This is a genomic window from Xanthomonas massiliensis (genome assembly GCF_900018785.1).
Lineage (GTDB): Bacteria > Pseudomonadota > Gammaproteobacteria > Xanthomonadales > Xanthomonadaceae > Xanthomonas_B > Xanthomonas_B massiliensis.
In genome coordinates this window covers 39400-57091 of record NZ_FCOY01000002.1, presented here as the reverse complement: position 1 = coordinate 57091, position 17692 = coordinate 39400, and the positions used below count along the sequence as shown (strand labels likewise).

Annotated in this window: 13 protein-coding genes; 4 read left to right on the top strand and 9 right to left on the bottom strand. The window is 64.9% G+C overall.

The genetic code is table 11. From position 1 onward, the window contains the following. Positions 1 to 447: 447 nt before the first annotated feature. The 3 genes from BN3794_RS00235 to BN3794_RS00225 are packed head-to-tail and all read right to left on the bottom strand — an operon-like array spanning position 448 to position 2204. Positions 448 to 1251: a siderophore-interacting protein gene (locus BN3794_RS00235; protein ID WP_066091594.1), complete on the bottom strand. Its 804-nt coding sequence runs from the start codon at positions 1249 to 1251 to the stop codon at positions 448 to 450. After that, positions 1241 to 1600 (bottom strand): transcriptional repressor, encoded by a 360-nt coding sequence (locus BN3794_RS00230; protein WP_066091591.1) that lies wholly within the window; start codon positions 1598 to 1600, stop codon positions 1241 to 1243. Before BN3794_RS00230 ends, BN3794_RS00235 begins: the two co-directional genes overlap by 11 nt. Continuing rightward, positions 1590 to 2204 (bottom strand): PadR family transcriptional regulator, encoded by a 615-nt coding sequence (locus tag BN3794_RS00225; RefSeq protein ID WP_078059481.1) that lies wholly within the window; start codon positions 2202 to 2204, stop codon positions 1590 to 1592. The genes BN3794_RS00230 and BN3794_RS00225 overlap by 11 nt, the downstream gene beginning before the upstream one ends. Before the next feature lie 194 nt (positions 2205 to 2398). Here BN3794_RS00225 and aceE point away from each other — a divergent pair, with 194 nt between their 5' ends. The 4 genes from aceE (at position 2399) to BN3794_RS00210 (ending at position 8579) form a co-directional block, all read left to right on the top strand. Then, positions 2399 to 5092, top strand: coding sequence for a pyruvate dehydrogenase (acetyl-transferring), homodimeric type (gene aceE / locus BN3794_RS00220; protein WP_066091588.1), 2694 nt, complete (start codon positions 2399 to 2401; stop codon positions 5090 to 5092). A gap of 34 nt (positions 5093 to 5126) precedes the next feature. Further along, positions 5127 to 5897: a hypothetical protein gene (locus BN3794_RS16145; protein WP_147675597.1), complete on the top strand. Its 771-nt coding sequence runs from the start codon at positions 5127 to 5129 to the stop codon at positions 5895 to 5897. Between the two features lie 17 nt (positions 5898 to 5914). Then, a complete protein-coding gene (locus tag BN3794_RS00215) occupies positions 5915 to 7540 on the top strand; it encodes an ORC-CDC6 family AAA ATPase (protein ID WP_066091585.1) in 1626 nt (541 codons plus the stop codon). Positions 7541 to 7979: 439 nt separating this feature from the next. Further along, positions 7980 to 8579 carry an XAC0095 family protein gene (locus BN3794_RS00210; RefSeq protein WP_066091582.1) on the top strand — a complete coding sequence of 200 codons (600 nt, stop codon included), beginning with the start codon at positions 7980 to 7982 and terminating at the stop codon, positions 8577 to 8579. A 342-nt stretch (positions 8580 to 8921) separates the two neighbouring features. On the opposite strand, the gene BN3794_RS00205 is transcribed toward BN3794_RS00210, so the two are convergent. The 6 genes from BN3794_RS00205 to BN3794_RS00180 form a co-directional block, all read right to left on the bottom strand. Next, positions 8922 to 9497 (bottom strand): DUF6198 family protein, encoded by a 576-nt coding sequence (locus tag BN3794_RS00205; protein ID WP_201455239.1) that lies wholly within the window; start codon positions 9495 to 9497, stop codon positions 8922 to 8924. 115 nt (positions 9498 to 9612) lie between these two features. After that, a complete protein-coding gene (locus BN3794_RS00200) occupies positions 9613 to 11340 on the bottom strand; it encodes a M61 family metallopeptidase (RefSeq protein ID WP_078059480.1) in 1728 nt (575 codons plus the stop codon). Positions 11341 to 11414: 74 nt separating this feature from the next. After that, a complete protein-coding gene (locus BN3794_RS00195) occupies positions 11415 to 12686 on the bottom strand; it encodes an aminotransferase class V-fold PLP-dependent enzyme (RefSeq protein WP_078059479.1) in 1272 nt (423 codons plus the stop codon). Positions 12687 to 12711: 25 nt separating this feature from the next. Next, positions 12712 to 13230 (bottom strand): RidA family protein, encoded by a 519-nt coding sequence (locus BN3794_RS00190; protein WP_066091573.1) that lies wholly within the window; start codon positions 13228 to 13230, stop codon positions 12712 to 12714. 8 nt (positions 13231 to 13238) lie between these two features. Beyond that, a complete protein-coding gene (locus BN3794_RS00185) occupies positions 13239 to 15281 on the bottom strand; it encodes an amidohydrolase family protein (RefSeq protein ID WP_147675595.1) in 2043 nt (680 codons plus the stop codon). 135 nt (positions 15282 to 15416) lie between these two features. Next, complete coding sequence (locus tag BN3794_RS00180) at positions 15417 to 17666, bottom strand: TonB-dependent receptor (RefSeq protein WP_268872068.1); 2250 nt, start codon at positions 17664 to 17666, stop codon at positions 15417 to 15419. Between the last annotated feature and the right edge of the window lie 26 nt (positions 17667 to 17692).

Sequence of the window (17692 nt, the reverse complement as noted above, 5' to 3'; positions counted from 1 at the left end):
ATCGCTATCGCGGCACCCGCGCTCGCCAGCCTGTTCGCGTCGCGATGTATGCATCGGCCTGCACCGGCTGCGACCGCAGGCAGGCGCGGCGACAGGCATTGCCACCGCATCGCGGGCAGGACTTGCGCCGGATGGCGGAGACGCCGACGGCACCGACGTCGCGGTACCGGCAGGCGTGCAGCTGCAGCGCAGGGCATCGCCGGCGAGCGTGGATACACGACCGCCGACGGGAGGCACCGGACGCGGCGATGCCCGCCACGTCCGGCACCGGGCCGCTCCGCAGGAACGCCGGCCTCGGTCGCCGGCGCCTGCGCCAGGCAGCGAGGAATGCCGCCGGCACGGTACCGGCAGGCGCGCAGCTGCCGGGCGGGCCTGGCCGGCGTGCATGGATACCACCGGGGGCGCCGGACGCGGCCGGCCCCCGGTCGGCCTGGGGGCGGATCGGCCTCAGTCGTCGGCGTCGGGCGCGTCCGGGTCGGCCTTCCAGTAGCCGGTGGCGCGGATCGATTCGCGCGGCACGCCCAGGCGCTGCTCCAGGTACAGGCGCATGGCGCGGGCGCGGCGCGACTCGCAGGCGATCCACCAGAACGTCGTGTCCGCCGGCAGGTCGAAATCGAAGTCGCGCAGCGCATCCTCCAGCAGCGTGCTCGAGGCCGCATCCACGCCGTTGCGTTCCAGCCAGTGCACCTGCACGCCGTCGTCGTCGGGCAGCGGCTGGCGGTCGCCGGCCTCGGCGATCTCCACGAAGGCATCGATGCCGACGTGGCCGCCGTGTTCCTCGCACCAGCGCGCGATCGCCGGCAGCGCCGTCTCGTCGCCGACCAGCACGTGGTGGGCGTAGTCGCCGGCGACCAGGTGGGAACCGCGCGGGCCGCCGACGCCGAGCACGTCGCCGGGCCGGGCCGCGGCCGCCCAGCGCGAGGCGATGCCGTCGCCGTGCATGACGAAGTCCAGCGCCAGCTCGTTGCGCCCGGCATCGAAATGGCGCGGCGTGTAGTCGCGCGACGGCGACGGCGGCACGCCCTCGGCGAAGCGCATGCCGGCCTCGGTCATCGCCGGCAGCGCGATCTCGCCGGCGGCATTGGGGAAGAACAGCTTGACGTGATCGTCCGGGCTCGGACTGAAGAACCCGGCCAGGGCATCGCCGGCGACGACGATGCGGCGCATGTGCGGGGTCAGCGCCTCGGTGCGCACCACGTGGACGGTGCGGAAGCGCAGCTCATGGCGGACGCGGCGGTTGTCATGGGGCATGGGGAGTCCTCGTGGGCGAAACGGAAGGAGAGGGCGTGGCGGGCGCATGGCCATCGCCTGCCCGGGCCGTGGCCGGTACCAGGTCCGGGCGCAGTCGCCAGTGCATGCGCCCGCGCGGAGTCGCCTGCACCTGCAGCCAGCCCAGGCGCTCGAAGTCGCGCAGCCCGCGGTAGAGCGTGGACAGGTTGGCGTGGCCGCAGCGCGCCTGCATCAGCCGGTGCAGCTGCAGCGCGTCGGCGGGCGCGGGCAGGGCGCGCAGCACCTGCAGCAGCGCATCCCGCGCCGGGGTGCGGCGCAGGCCCGCGGCCGCGAGCAGCGCGCCCGCCGCGGCATCGTCCTCAGTCGCCATCGCCGCCGCGCTCCAGGGCCTGCGCCGCCGCCTCGAGCACGGCGGCCACGCGCGTGGCCTCGGCTTCGTCCCAGCGCTCCTGGCGCGCCAGCAGCGCCGTCTTGAGCCGGTGCATGGCCTTGCGTACCGGTGCCGGCAGGCTGGCCTTGGCGCGCAGCATGCGCGCGCTGGTGGCGGTGCGCTGCTGCGCGGCCACCAGGTCCTCGCGGTGGGCCTGCACGAAGGCCTGGCCATCGGCGGTGAGGCGGTAGCACTTGCGTCCGCCCTCCTCGCTGGCGTCGGCCTCGATCAGGCCGTGCGCCTCCAGGTGGGCGAGCACCGGGTACACCGCGCCGGGGCTGGGCTGGTACAGCCCGTCGAAGGCCTCGCCGATCTTGCGGATCAGCTCGTAGCCATGGCACGGCGCCGGCTCGATCAGCGCCAGCAGCAGCAGGCGCAGGTCGCCGTGGCCGAGGCGGCGCTCGCGGCCGGGCCCGCCGCGTCCGCCGCGCCCGGCGTGTTCGTCGCGGCCACCGCGTTCGGGCCTGCGCCCGGCACGCTCGCCGCGGTGGGGATGGCCGCCATGCGGGCGGTCGTCGAAACGGGAGGAGTCGAAGGGTCGCATCGTCTTTTCCGATATATCTGAAGTGGGCGGAACGATATATCGGATTGTCGGCGCCCGCAAGCCGCGCCGGTACCGCGTTCACCTTCCATACGCCTGCGTAGCGCGGCGTGCCTGCAAACGCTTGCGATACACTTCGGCCCTTCTTGCAACAGCCGTGGATCGCGCAGGTGCGCGGCCTCGAATCCGGGAGCGCTATGAACTGGTTGACCGATGTTCTCAACGACGATCCGAACCCCGCCGAGACCCGCGAGTGGATCGAATCGCTCAAGGCCGTCATCGACGTGGAGGGTGCCGAGCGCGCCCACCAGCTGCTCGAGGGCATGGTCGAGCTGACCCGCCGCAACGGCGCCTACCTGCCGTTCTCGCCGACCACCGAGTACGTCAACACCATCGATCCCCAGCACGAGGCCAAGAGCCCGGGCGACTCGGCCATCGAGTGGAAGATCCGCTCGCTGATCCGCTGGAACGCCATGGCCACCGTGGTGCGCGCCAACCGCAAGCCCGGCGACCTGGGCGGCCACATCGCCTCCTTCGCCTCCTCGGCCACGCTCTACGACGTCGGCTTCAACCACTTCTGGCGCGCGCCCAGCGAGAACCATCCCGGCGACCTGCTGTTCATCCAGGGCCACAGCGCGCCGGGCATCTACGCCCGCGCCTTCCTGGAAGGGCGCATCAGCGAGAACCAGCTCGACAACTTCCGCATGGAGGTGGACGGCAAGGGCATCTCCTCCTACCCGCACCCGTGGCTGATGCCGGACTTCTGGCAGACCCCGACCGTGTCGATGGGCCTGGGCCCGCTGGCGGCGATCTACCAGGCGCAGTTCATGAAGTACCTGGAGCACCGCGGCCTGATCGAGCCGTCCGACCGCAAGGTGTGGTGCTTCATGGGCGACGGCGAGTCCGACGAGCCCGAGAGCCTGGGCGCGATCGCCCTGGCCGGGCGCGAGGGCCTGGACAACCTGGTGTTCGTGGTCAACTGCAACCTGCAGCGCCTGGACGGGCCGGTGCGCGGCAACGGCAAGATCATCCAGGAACTGGAAGGCGTGTTCCGCGGCGGCGGCTGGAACGTCATCAAGCTGCTGTGGGGCTCGTACTGGGATCCGCTTCTGGCCCGCGACACCAACGGCGTGCTCAAGAAGCTGATGATGGAGACCGTCGACGGCGAGTACCAGAACTGCAAGGCCTTCGGCGGCGCCTACACGCGCGAGCATTTCTTCGGCAAGTACCCGGAGACACGCGAGATGGTGGCCAGCCTGTCCGACGACGACATCTGGCGCCTGAACCGCGGCGGCCACGATCCGCACAAGGTCTACGCCGCCTACCACCAGGCCATGCAGACCAAGGGCATGCCCACCGTGATCCTGGCCAAGACGGTCAAGGGCTACGGCATGGGCTCGGCCGGCGAATCGCTCAACCCGACCCACCAGACCAAGAAGCTCGACGACGACGCGGTGCGCACCTTCCGCGACCGCTTCAACATCCCGATCAGCGACAAGCAGCTGGCCGAGGCCGAGCAGATCCCGTTCTACCACCCGGGCGAGGATTCGGAAGAGGTCCAGTACATCAAGTCGCGCCGCGCCGCGCTCGGCGGCTACCTGCCCTCGCGCCGGCGCAAGGCCAGCAAGAGCTTCGTCGTGCCCGGCCTGGACAAGTACGAGCGCCTGCTGGCCGACAGCGGCGAACGCAAGTACTCCACCACCATGGCGTTCGTGCAGACGCTCAACATCGCCCTGCGCGACAAGGCGATCGGCCCGCACTTGGTGCCGATCGTGGCCGACGAGGCCCGCACCTTCGGCATGGAGGGCATGTTCCGCCAGATCGGCATCTACGCCCCGTTCGGGCAGAAGTACAAGCCGGTCGATGCCGACCAGCTCATGTACTACCGCGAGGACCAGTCCGGCCAGGTGCTGCAGCAGGGCATCAGCGAGCCCGGCGCGATCGCCTCGTGGATGGCCGCCGGCACCAGCTACTCGGTGTCCGACGTGCCGATGCTGCCGTTCTACATCTACTACTCCATGTTCGGCTTCCAGCGCGTGGGCGACTTCGCCTGGCAGGCCGCCGACATGCGCACCCGCGGCTTCCTGCTCGGCGGCACCGCCGGGCGCACCACCCTCAACGGCGAGGGCCTGCAGCACGAGGACGGCTTCAGCCAGGTGGTGGCCGGCGGCATCCCCAACGTGCGCAGCTATGACCCGACCTTCGGCTACGAGGTCACCGTCATCCTGCAGCACGGCATGAAGGCCATGCTCGAGGACCAGGTGGACGAGTACTACTACCTGACCCTGATGAACGAGAACTACGCCCACCCGGCCATGCCCGCGGGCGCCGAGGCCGGCATCATCAAGGGCATGTACCTGCTCAAGGACGCCGGCAAGCCGAAGAAGGGCGAGCTGCGCGTGCAGCTGCTGGGCAGCGGCACCATCCTGCGCGAGGCCATCGCCGCGGCCGAACTGCTGGACAAGGACTTCGGCGTCACCGCCGACATCTGGTCCTGCCCGAGCTTCAACGAACTGCGCCGCGACGGCTTCGCCGCCGAGCGCTGGAACCGCCTGCACCCGGAGGCCAAGGACCCGCGCAAGGCCTACGTCACCGAGCTGCTGGAGGCCCGCCAGGGCCCGGCCATCGCCGCCACCGACTACGTGCGCGCCTTCGCCGACCAGATCCGCGGCTTCGTGCCGATGAGCTACACCGTGCTGGGCACCGACGGCTTCGGCCGCTCCGACACCCGCGCCAACCTGCGCCGGTTCTTCGAGGTGGACCGCTACTACATCGCCCACGCCGCCATCGCCGCGCTGGCGAAGGATGGCAAGATGAGCGGGAAGGACGTGGCTCGGGCGATCAAGCAGTACAAGATCGATCCTGAGAAGGCTAATCCTGTTGGGGTTTGAGGTTGAGTTGAATTAGTCGGGAAAAAGGCGGCCGGTGGCCGCCTTTTTTTATACACTTTGGAGTGATGTCTACAATTTACAGAATCAAGGGGGGACAATGGGTATCTTGGAGCATTACAGGGGGTTGCATAAGAACGCAGGAATTGTCCTGGAGAGTTCGTTCTCGGACGATGGACTAAGAAAGATATTTACCGCTTCGCATAACTTCATCGGAGACTTTAATCTCATGAAGTTGCCAATGGATGCGCGTCCAGAGGTGGAGCTTCTTGATCTTGCAATCAAGGAGTATCAATTTGCATTGTACGCTGTATCAGTCGGTCAGTACCGGCATGCCTACATTGGCCTTCGACTATTCTTCGAGCTAGCTCTTTCTTGTATGCACTTTTCGGTGCGTGAATTCGAACTCAGGCAGTGGCTAGGGGATCGGCGAGATATTGTCTGGGCAAGCCTAAAAGATTTGGAAAATGGTATCTTTTCAAAGAATTTCATTTCTTTATTTGACGACAGTCTCGCGGAGTTTGGTCGACAATATTGCACCATTGCTGAGGCTGTATACAGAGAGTGCTCTGAATATGTGCACGGCAATGCGAAGACTCATGAGGCCATTCCATCTTCACTAGAATTCGATAAGGCTGCGCTCTGTGACTGGCATGAGAAAGCCAAGTCTATGCGGATGGTTTTGGTTTTTGCATTTTGTTGTCGGCACCTGCCTTCAATAAAGTCGGAAGATAGGGATAAGCTGGAAGTGATGTTACTTGAAGTTCTCGGTCATCTTGCGCCGGTGCGTAAATACTTTCAACAATAATTCTTCGGAGATTTTTAATGTCTGACTTTTTCTATCGTACTGAAGATATTCGGCCGGATGAAGTTCTCAACTATTTCGTCGAGACGCAACAAGATCGAGCCGTCATTGAAGCACTTAAGAGCAGAAATCCAACTATCTTGGTTGGCAGTCGTGGGGTTGGAAAATCTTTCCTCCTTCGGGTGGCGCAGAAGGAACTTCTTGACACCTTCGACAAGCAACGGGTTTTCCCGATCTATATAAGTTTTGTACGTAGCTCGTTGCTTCAATCTTCCGATGCAGAGCAATTTAAAAATTGGATGCTTGCGAGAATCTGTGCAGGTGTGATCCGCGCTTTAAGCAAAGAGGGCCTTCTTGGCGTGGTTCCGAGGAGTGTTTCGATTCTCGCAGGCGGCAATGTGGGTGGGGACCTAACTCAGACAAAGATTGAACGGATCGCCGAAGATTATGAGGAAACGTGGAGAAAGGCCGACGTCCAAGTAGATGCGAGTAAACTGCCATCTATTGACGACTTTCGTGAGGCAATTGAAGATCTTGCCGAATCACTGAGTATTGATCGTTTTGTGCTGTTCATCGATGAGGCAGCACATATCTTCTTGCCGGAACAGCAGCGACAATTCTTTACTCTTTACAGGGACCTGCGCTCGCACTGCCTGACCTGTAATGCAGCCGTCTATCCTGGCGTGACCAGTTACGGTGAAACTTTCCAGCCAGTCCACGATGCGACCATGCTCTCGATCGAACGTGATGTTTTGTCACAATCATATGTAGATAACATGAGGGAGATTGTGGAAAAACAGGCAGATAGCAGCGTCCTCAGCGCAATCGCTCAGAATGGTAGAAATTTCTCCACTCTAGCTTATGCATCTACTGGCAATCCGCGTCTTCTTCTAAAGACTTTGGCAAAAGCGCCAAAGGTCAATTCAAGTCAAATCAATGAGGTTATCAAGAATTTTTTCAGAACCGATATATGGTCTGAGCACTCAACTCTTTCTGAAAAGTACAGTGGTCACAAGGGGCTCATTGACTGGGGGCGTGATTTTATTGAGAATTACGTTATTCCAGAAACTAGGCAGAAAAATGATCAGTATCTCGTGTCAGGCGCAAGATCCAGCTCATCTGGAACCAGTGCTTTTTTTTGGATCCATCGGGATACTCCAGAGATTGTCAAGGAGGCGCTGCGTGTCCTCGCCTACACGGGAATAGTGGTTGAGTATGGATCCGGAATTAAGGCGAGCAGGAGCGAGATCGGGAAAAGATACTTGGTCAATCTCGGCTGTCTTTTCTCGCAGGAGCAAACTCCAACTAGTACTGCCTTCGAAATTGCGAAGGCGCTCGCGCCTAAGCGGATGACCGAGTACGGCGCCAATCACCCGTCACATAAGTCACTCGTGGATCGGGAGGTAAGCGAGGCGCAGGCTAAGGTAGCTTTGGCGTTAGAGGCGCAGCTTGCCAAGCCGATCTCCGTTCTTGATATAACTTCGTGGCAGAAGGAAAAGCTGCAGGAACTTGGGCTCACGACGGTAGGTGACATCCTGGGAGCCACCGAGGAGAAACTTAAGGAGGCCAGTTATGTGGGGGATGTGCGCGCTCGACGCATGAGGAACGCAGCGGTTGCGGCGGTGCTTGAGTATCTCTCAGGTTAACTAGCATGCCGGAAATCGTAGCCGGAAAAAGGACCCGGACAAAGGAGCTAGAGTAAATATCTGCTTGAAGTGGATTTTTACTCCTGCCCTTTTGGGTCCGCCCTTTGGGATCCCGGTTCTTTTTGGTTCGCCAAGCGGTAAGAAAAGCCTGACTCCGCCGTAGGTAATACCCTGTTGACTTTGCTCGAAATCGATAGCATTCTCGGTCTTAAGGAGCGTCGAAACTCCTCTAACAGCGGTACCCACCTCCGACAAACTGGTGGGTTTTTTGTGCCTGCACGTTTGCAGCGTACAGCCGACGCGATGCCTGTGTCGGGAGGGCGGCTAATACAACACCCGCAAGGGAAATACGCCCGCCGTCTGTTAGCGGTTTCGAACCTCCCGACTTCCCGTCCGCCGTTCATGGCGGGCGGGTCCTTCATGGAACGAGGAGGCAACGATGTCGCACTACCGTTTGGACGATGAAGACATGCCGGGCTACTTCCTGCCGGAGGAAAGCCAGTTCCGGCTGGTGAGGCTGAGCGATCACGTCAGGTTCCTGGCCCGGCTGGCGCAGCCGCGCACACAGGCGGAAGAGCGCGCTGCCGAGCCCAAGGTGTGCATGGGCGAGCTGGCGTTCTGCCTAGGGCTGCTGGCCGACCAGGTGGACCTCGTGCTGGATGAGGTGTCCGGGCCGGTGCGGCGTATCGACAATGTGCGTGTCGCCCGGTCCGATGTCACCGGCGCGTTGGCACGCGACACGGAAGGCGGCGCGTTCCGGGTTACGTTGGAGCAGATGGACCGGCTCAACCTGCTGGTCGAGACCGTCTCGGTCCATGCACGGGTGGTGGCGGTCGGCGATGCGACCGAGCGCGCCGGCCAGGCGCTGCCGGAGGTGGGCGACACGATCTGCGATGCGGTGGATCAGGTGCGGGCGCTGCTGCTTACGATCGAGAGCCAACCGCTGCGCGACCCAACGCCCAAAGGCGTGCGCGATGAGCGGGCGGTCTACGCGGTGGAGCGGGGCGCGCCGCCTGCCGGAGGTGGGCGGCTGCATTGATCCCGGCATTGTCCGGGTGCGGCATGGAGCAATGGGGGCAACCTGACCCCATTTCTGAACCCCGTTACTGTGGACGTTCGACGGCAGGTACGGAAGCGGTCGTTGCCCAAGGCATGACGCTGCAGGGTGAGGCGAATCATTTCGATCTCGCTGGCATCGGTACCGCTAGGGCGAGTTCACTGTATTCCTTCCATCGATCACTATCTGTCGAGCCGAGTGTTGGGTGCCGGTGATGCGGATCAACCCGTGGATCGTATACGCCCATCGCGTTGGTTCAATAGCGGATATCAGCGTCCAATCAGTATCCGAACGGCAGGGGGAATACGATTGGCCCGCTCGAGCTCAGGCAGCCGTGTACCAGTCGCGACGGTGATTGAAGGCGATGCTCAGGTTCATGACCAGCCCGCCCAGCACCGACAGCAGGACCGCACGCGCAGGCATGACCGCCAACGCGCAGGTCAGCAATGCGAGGTCGAAAAGTAGCTGCAACCAGCCAGCGCGGAAGCCGGTGCGGTCCTGCGTGTACAGCGCCAGGATGCCCATGCCGCCGCAGCTGGCGCCGTGGCGGAACAGGGCGATCAGGCCGATCCCGGAACTGAAGCCGCCTACCACTGCTGCCACCACCGGATGCAGGCGGTCGTATGACATCCACTGGCCGGCGTGGTCAGTCAGGAATCCGACCAGCACCACCGCCATCAGGCTGCGTAGTGTGAACGCCCAGCCGCGCACATGCACGGCGAAGACGTAGAACGGCAGGTTGACCAGCAGGAACAGCAGACCGAACGACACTCCGGTGATCTGGGCACCGAGCAGCGACAGGCCGGCCAACTGACCGGTGATCAGTCCGGCGGCCTTCAGCAGTGCGTTGCCGAAGGCCAGCATGACCACGCCGAATACCAGTCCCTGCAGGTTGTCCAACCAGGAATGGCTGGCGCTGCGATGTGTCTGCGGCGACGTAGCCGATGTGGTCGAGACGGTCATTGGGGGCGGGCGCGACGGGGAAAGGGGGAGGTGCGGGTAAAGGCGTGGTTGCTCACTTGCCAGGAAGCGAGCAGTGCGCCGCGTCGCTGCCGACCTTGCGCTGCCATTGCCAAGTGGCCACGGTCTCGCCGCGCGGGGCGTAGGACACCTCCAACGGCGTGCCGTCACGCAGCAGATGCAGGGTCAGGATGCCGTCTTGTTCGCCTTGCAACTGGTCCTGGCCGACTGGCCGGGTGATCTGGTCGCCGTTGCGCACGCCGGCGCGCTCGGCGGCCGAGCCGGGAACCAGTCCACGCACTACGCGTGGTGACTCGGTCAGCACCTCGGGAGCAAAGCCCAGCTCGTAACGGCGCATCGGCCGCGAGACACGTTCGAAGCAGGGACCGAAGGCGTCACTGGCCGGCAGCGGCGCGGCGCCGTCGAGCATGGCGTGCAGCTGCCGCACAGCATCATCGCCCAGGTGCGCACGCAGCACTGCTTCCCAATCTGCCACCTCGATGCGGCCCTGGTGCTGCTGCCGCGCCAGCATCTCCAGCATCAGGTCGTCGAGCGACTGGCGACCGTCGCTGGCCTTTCGCATGGCATCGTCGACGGTGACGAAGTACAGGAAGCCGCGGTCGTAGGGCAGGGTGCGGATCCGGGTGTCCTTCCAGAATCCGGCTGGAACCTCGCGGTTGGGCGTACTGCCCAGCAGGTTGGTGTAGTAGCGCGCCGCGGTGTAATTGAGGTCCTTCAGGAAGGCGTCGGCATCGATCATCCCGTAGCGCAGCGGCAGCCGTGCCTGGTAGAACACCGCCATCCCTTCGTTGAACCACGACGCAGCCAGTCCGCCGCCGCCGTCGTAGTCGGCACCCAGGCGTGGCTGGAAGGTATGGAACATTTCGTGGGCCAGAGTCAGCTCCAGCTGCTGTGGGTCGTTCCCACGGGTGTCGTCGTAGGTGACGATGAAGGAGTGGTACATGCCCATACCGCCGCCGGGATTGACCTTGTTGCGGCGCAGGAACACGCCATAGGGCGTGGCCGGAGTGGCGAAGAAGGCCTGGTAATGCCGGCGCAGCTGTTGGGTCCAGGCCAGCAGCTTTTCCGCGTCGAACGGTGTCGTGCCCTGCCAGGCAGAGAAGAAGCCGCTGGCGTCGGGTGCCTGCGGATACAGGCCGATGTGGCCGGCCATGAAATAGCTGCTGTCCAGTCCGTCCATGCTCACGTCCTCGGCGTTGCCGCCCTGCAGGCTGCTCAGGGCATGGGCCTGGGGGCCCAGCGCGCCGAGATCCCAATCCAGGGCGATGTCGTGTTTCCCGCCGGGCGGATGCAGCAGGAAGGTCACCCCCGCACCGGAGAATGCCTGCTCTTCGCTGCGCAATTCGGTCGGCGGAGCGGCGCCGCGTGCGGCCAGGGCTTCGGTCATCGCAGCGCGGTAGGAAAACCTCAGGATGCCGGCGACCGGGCGCTGTGCGTACCACTGGCGCTGCCGCTCCGTTCCCTCGCCCTGGTCGCGGTAGCGCAACGACAGCGCGCCCTGGTCGTCGTGGGCCTGCAGTTCGCCCACGCTGGAGGCAATGGTGGGCACGTTGCTGCTGACGTGAGGCATGGCCAGCAGCGTCGCGTCGGCTGGCGTGTCGGGCATCGGAATGGCCTCATCCACCACCACCGCATCGACCTGGCCATCGGCGCCAGCCAGTACGTGCAGGGTGATGGCATACGGAGCATCGGTGGCCTGCGCTGGCAGGCAGGCGGCCAGGGACAGGGCGAGGCCCCAGGGGAGGCAACGGAAGCGCTTCATGGGCGTGGCTCGTTCGGGGTGCGCATCGCCGGCGCACGCATGGGAGGACAGGGTCGGGGCCAGGGGTGATGTGTTCATGCCAGGGCCTGGATCAGGCGCTCCACGTCTTCGGGTCCATTGTGGAAAGACGGTGAGACGCGCAGGTAATGGGGGTAGAGGGTGACCGCCACACCGGCGGTCTTGAGCCTTGGCTCCAGTTCGGACTGGACATTGCGACGTGCGAAGGACACCACCGCCGAAGTGGAGTCCGGTGGCGTCATGGGTGCGAAGCCCAGTGGTGGGATGGCTTCCTGGAGTCGATGCAGCAGCGGCTGGCGCCATTGCGCGATGGCTTCCACGCCGATGCCTTCGAGCCATTCCAGCGAATGCGCCAGCGCCGCAGCGGCACCATTGTTGAGCGTGCCCACCTCGATCCTGCCTGCCAGGCCGGCGATCGGGCGAGTGTCCAGCGCACGCGCGCCGGGCGGGTCGAACGGGAGGATGTGGGAGATCGTTTCACCCTCCTGGCGATAACCCCACACCACCTGTTTCAGCGCGTCCTGGTGGTCGCGCCGGGCGTACAGCACGCCCAGGCCGAAGTCGCCCATCAGCCACTTGTAGGTGGCGCTGGCGGCGAAGTCCACGCCGCTGTCGTGCAGGTCCACCGGGGTGTTGCCGGCGGCCTGGATCAGGTCGGCGTAGACCAGCGCACCGCGGCTGTGGGCCAGCTCGCACACCGCCTTGAGGTCGTGCTGGAAGCCATTGACGCTGGATACCAGGGTCAACGCCACCAGGCGCGTGCCTGGGGTGATGGCCTTGTCCAGGTCCTCCAGTTGGATGCGATTGTCGCGCGGGCGCACCACCTCCACGTCCAGGCCGAGCTTGGCCAGCTCCATGTACATGAACAGCGAGCCATTGAAGTGGTAGGCGTCGGTGACCACGCGCTGGCGGCTGTGCGGGATGCCCAGGCCGTTCAGCACCAGGTTCTCGCCGAACATGGTGCTGGGGATCCAGGCCAGCTCGTCGCGGTCGGCATGCAGCAGCCGGCTCAGTGCGGCCATGGCGCGGTCGCGGTCGCCGCCCATGTCCACCCGGTCGGCACCGGCGTTCATCAGGCGTGCGTCGAGGAAATCCTTCTGTGCCTGTACCGCGGCGCGGCTCACCGGATGCATGAAGGCGCCATCCAGGTGGGTGCCGGCAATGTCGAAGGCCGAGCGCAGGCCGTGAAGGCCGCCGCCACCGGCGTCGTTCGTCGCGGCGACCGGCGAAGGCACCAGAGAGGCTGTGGCGCCGGCCAGGGGCAATGCACCCGCCGCCGCCAGCCAACGGCGGCGCGAGGGATCGAAGCGGTCGGAGGGAGTATCCATGGCGCCTACTCGGATTGGAGAGGGATCAGGCGAGCTCGGCCTCGGCCTCGATTTCCACCGGGATGCCGAACGGCAGTTCGATCATGCCCACCGCACTGCGGGCGTGCTGGCCGTGCTCGGGACCCCACAGTGCCAGCAGCAGGTCCGAACAGCCATTGATCACATTGGGGTGGCGCTGGAAGCCGGGCGCGCAGCGCACCATGCCGAAGATGCGCACCCAGCGCTTGATCCGGTCCAGGTTGCCCAGGGTGCGTTCCAGGCTGGCCAGCATCGACAGCGCGGTGAGCCGGGCCGCGGCGTAGCCCTGGGCCTCGTCCAGGTCCTGGCCGACTCGCCCGATCAGGCCGGACTGGCTGCCATCGGGGTTCTGTGGGCCGTGGCCGGAGACCAGGACGCGATTGCCGACCACATGCACGGGCGCGAACGGCAGTGCTACCCCTTCGGGCACGCGCAACGCAGGAGGCAGGACCAGCCCCAGCTGACGCAGGCGCAGCTGGATGGAATCGGAGGGAAGGAATCGGGGAAGTTCGGTGGGCGACGGCATGGATGAGTTCACTGGAGTTTGTTCGGTGCGGGTGCGAAGGGCGTCACGCCCAGGGCCCGGTAGATGTCGGCCGGCAGATACAACCGGTCGTCCTTGATCACCAACATGGGCCGGCGGATCGCGGAGATGTCGGTAGTCGGGTCGCCGGCCAGCAGCACCAGGTCGGCCTGCATGCCCGGATGGATACGGCCAAGGCGGTCGGTGCGTCCCAGGTGTTCTTCGCTCTGCCAGGTCGCTGCGCGCAGGGCCTCTTGCGGGGTCATGCCGGCCTTGACGTACAGCTCCAGCTCGCGGTGCACGGTGAAGCCAGTGGTGTCGTCGGTGCCCGGCAGCAGCAGCGTGCCTTGGCGATGCAGGCGGCCGAGCAAGTCCAGGGTCTTGGCGAAGGCCTGGCGGTAGGCGGCGTCGGTCTGTGGGGTCAAGTCGGACACGAAGGTACGCTGGCGATAGCGCCGGTAGGCCACCGGCATGTGCGACAGGTAGGATGCGTCGGCTTCGGACACGCTGCCGGCACGGCTGAGCATCAGCCGTTCCAGGATCACTTCGGTGGTGTCCAGGGCGATATCGCGTCGGCGCATCAAGTCCAGCGTGTGCTGGACCTTGGGGGAATCCAGGTCAAGCCCGGCCGCGCGCTGCATGCCGGTCAGCCGCAGCGGGGTGCGCGTGTCCTCCTGTGGCGCCAGCAGCCAGCCCAGCATCAGTTGGTTGACGTGGGCGATCTCGTCGTAGCCGGCGGCGATCATTGCGTCGGCATTGGTGAAGGCCGGGATGTGGCCGGTGACGGTCATCCCCAATGCATGGGCGCGCGCCGCGATCGGTGCTACCCACTGCGGATTCATCGAGTTGTAGAGCTTGATTTGCCAGTAGCCGTGGTCCTTGTACCACTGCACGTCGTTCAGCGCGTCGTCCAGCTTGTCCACCACGAAGCCGTCACGTGCCGAGTACGGGCTGCGCCCTTCCAGGAAGCCATTGCGCACGATGCGCGGACCGGCGATCTCGCCGCGGTCTATGCGCGCGGTAAGGTCCAGCAGGAAAGCGTTGTCGTTGCCCATGTCCCGGGTATTGGTGACCCCTGCAGCCAGGTACCACAGGCCCGAGGACAGGGTGCTGTGCGAATGCATGTCGTGCAGTCCCGGGACCAATGTGCCGCCGGCACCGTCATAGGCACTCTCGCCAGCGACCGGATTCCACCGTACATCCATCGAGACGATGTGGCCCTGTCGCACGTGCACGTTGAGCGGCTCGCTGCGCAGGCCGGTAGCCGGGTCGAATACGTGGACGTTGCGTATCCAGACGCCCTGTCCCGCCGGATGGGCGAGCTGGGCCTGCAGGGTGCGGGCGTGGACCAGCGCCTGGGCCTTGACCGCTTCGGTCACCACCGCGACCTGCGACTGGTAGCCTGCGCGGATGGCCACGGTGCCGTCGTCCACGTCGGCCAGCAGGTTGCCGGCGGGGTCCAGCGCCAGGTAGTGAGGCTCCAGGTCCAGGCCCGAGAGCCGTACCAGGCGGCCGCGCACGGCCGGCAGGCCTGCCTCGGCCTGCAGCGTCAGCGTGCCGGCCTCTTCCAGCCGCATGCGCCCACCCGGCAGTGCCTCAAGTTCATGCGCAGGGGCCGCCAGCAGCGCATTGGCATAGGTCCACATTGCCCACGGGCTGCTGTCGTTGGTCACGTAAAGAGCCGGGTGCGGCAGTGGCTCTCGCCCGTGGTCGGCCTGGCTGTCCCATTCGGCGACGCCTTCAGTCCATTGGTAGTGCTCGTCGACCGGCCCGCCCATCAGCGTAGTGCCCTTGACCGACCAGGAAATCGGCAGCCGGTCGGCACCCAGCACGATGTGCTCGTGATGCTTGGGGCCACGCCCATTGTTGTCTACGTGGTAGTCCACGTCGAACCCTTGCGTGGTGCTGGTACCCCGTAGGTAACCGACGTTCTCGCCATTGGCGATCAGTACAAATGATTGCGTGGTCTCGACTTCGGCTGCCCGCCCCGAGGTGCTGCAGCCGAGTGGACTGGCGCAGACCAGGAAAATGGCGAGCAGGGGCTTGGATGTCATGTTGGGGGCATCTGGCAAAAAGACGGCAGGGAGTGTCTGAACGCGCGGAAGACACGGAGTACGTTCGTTGACGTTGACGTTGACGTTGATGTTGACGGCGGCGGCCGCCCGTTGGTGGACGGCCGCCGCGCGCGGTCAGTAGTCCAAGCTCAGTGTCAGGCCGACGGTACGCGGCTGGATCAGCGTGGCGCCCCACGGCGAGGTCGCTAGCGAGCCGCGACGGTTGGCGTTGAGATATCCGACCTCGTCGGTGAGATTGCGTACGTACACAGTCGCCGTCCACGACTGTCCTTGGATGCCGGCATTCAGGCCAACCGTGGTGTAGCTGGGCAGGTGGATGCGCGGGATACCGGCCGAGGTGGTGAACTCCATGTAGCGATTGCCCATGTATGCCGCATCCAGCCCGGCGAAGCCGTCCAGTGAACCGGTCACCGGGAAGTAGCGGGTGACCGAAGCCGCGGCGCTGTTGCGGGCCGAATACGGCAAGCGGTCGCCGTCGCGGCCGTAGGCGGTGGAGCCATCCACATAGCCCGGGATGTCCTCGGCCAGCTTGGCATCGGTGAAGGCATAGCTGGCAGTGAGCTTCCAGTCGGCCGAGGGTGTCCAGGTGGCGGACAGTTCCACGCCCTGGCTCCTGGCCTTGCCGGCGTTGGTGGTATAGCTGTCGCCCAGCTGCGGGTCGATCTGCGAGACCTGCAGGTCGCTCCAGTCGATGTAGAACAGCGAGCCTTCCAGGCTCAGCGCGTGGTCGAGCAGCTGCTGCTTCAGGCCCAGCTCGTAGCTCCACAGGCTGTCGGACTTGAAGGTGTGCGGGGTGCCCTCGGACAGCAGGCTGCCGTTGCTGCCGCCGGCACGATAGCCCGAAGCCACGCGCAAGTAAGCCATCAGGTCGTCGCTGAAACGGTAGCGCGGCGAGAACAGGTAGGTCGCCACGTCGTCGCTGCTGGTATCCAGCGAGGTCGATTCGTCGGAGAGCAGTCCCCCTGCGAACGAATGGTCGCGCAGGCTGTTCTGCGCATAGCGCGCGCCTAGCTGGATGTCGAACTTCGGGGTGAAGTGGTAGGTCACATCGCCGTACAGTGCGCGCTCGCGGTAGGTGCTGCTGCTGGTGGAGATCAGCAGTGGGTAGCCGTTGTAGAGCGCGCCCGAGGACTTGTCGGCGATGTAGAAGTTCTGGGTGACGTCGATGTCTTCCTTGCTGTAGAACGCACCGAGCTGCCAGTCGATGCGCTGGTCGCCCTGCGAGGCCAGACGCAGTTCCTGGGTGGTGCGGTCGATGTCGTAGCGGTTGTCGATCAATGCGCTGGGGTTGTCGCTGTCCAGGCCGAAGATGCCGGCGAAGGTCGGGGCCAGCGCGCCGATGGTTGTGTAGCCCACGTCCTGGTAGGCCTTGCTGCGGTGCTGGGCATAGCCGCTGATGCTGTCCAGCGTGGCCCAGCCCAGGTCCCAGCTGAGCTTGGTGGTGTAGAAGCGCACCTGGCCGTCGTAGGTGTCGCCCTCATGGATGCGGTCGTGCGTGTACTGGCCGTACAGCGGGTGCAGGGTGGCGTCGGTGTCCACCACCGAGCTGGCGCCGGTCTGGGTGTCCTGGAACAGTGCCGAGGCGCGCACCGTGAAGGTGTCGGTCACGTTCCACAGGGCCGCGATCCGGCCACCGCGCACCTGGCTTTCGTTGGTGTCCTTGCCGTCGGGGTTCTGGACGAAGCCCGGGTCCTTGCGCTGGAACACGCTCAGGCGAAGGGCGAAATCGTCGGAGAACGGCAGGTTGACCGAGGTGCGCGCGTTGTAGCCATCGGTGCCGTGGGCGGCGTGCGAGGCGCCCGCCTCCACGTGGCCGAAAGTCGCGCCGGTATCGGGGTCGGCCATGTCGTACTTGATCAGACCGCCCATGCTGCTGGCCCCGTACAAGGTGCCCTGGGGTCCGCGCAACACTTCGAGCTGTTGCAGGTCCGAGGGATCCAGGTCGGGGATGGAGCCTGTGTTGGTGGACGAGCCGTAGGGCACGTTGTCGATGACCACCCCGGAGGTTGGACGCGATCCCAGGCCCGAGTCGGTAGCGATGCCGCGTAGCACGATGTTGCTGCTCATCGGCGCCTGGATGTAGGACAGACCCGGCAGCTGGGCGAAGTAGTCGGCCAGCTTGAAACTGCCCTGGCTGGAGAGTTTCTCGGCGCTGAGGACCTGGACCGACATGGGTACATCCTGCAGTCGCTCGGTGCGCTTTTGCGCAGTGACGGTCACCGTGTCCAGTTGCTTGGGCGTGGTCGCGGCTTCGTCCGCGGATTGCTGGGCCAGGGCGACGGACGGCAGCAATAGCAGCGCGGAGCCTTGGCAAAGCGTGCGTGAAATGACTTGGTAAAGGCGACTGCGGACAACAGTGCTCATATTCGGGACTCGGCTGGCGAATGGCT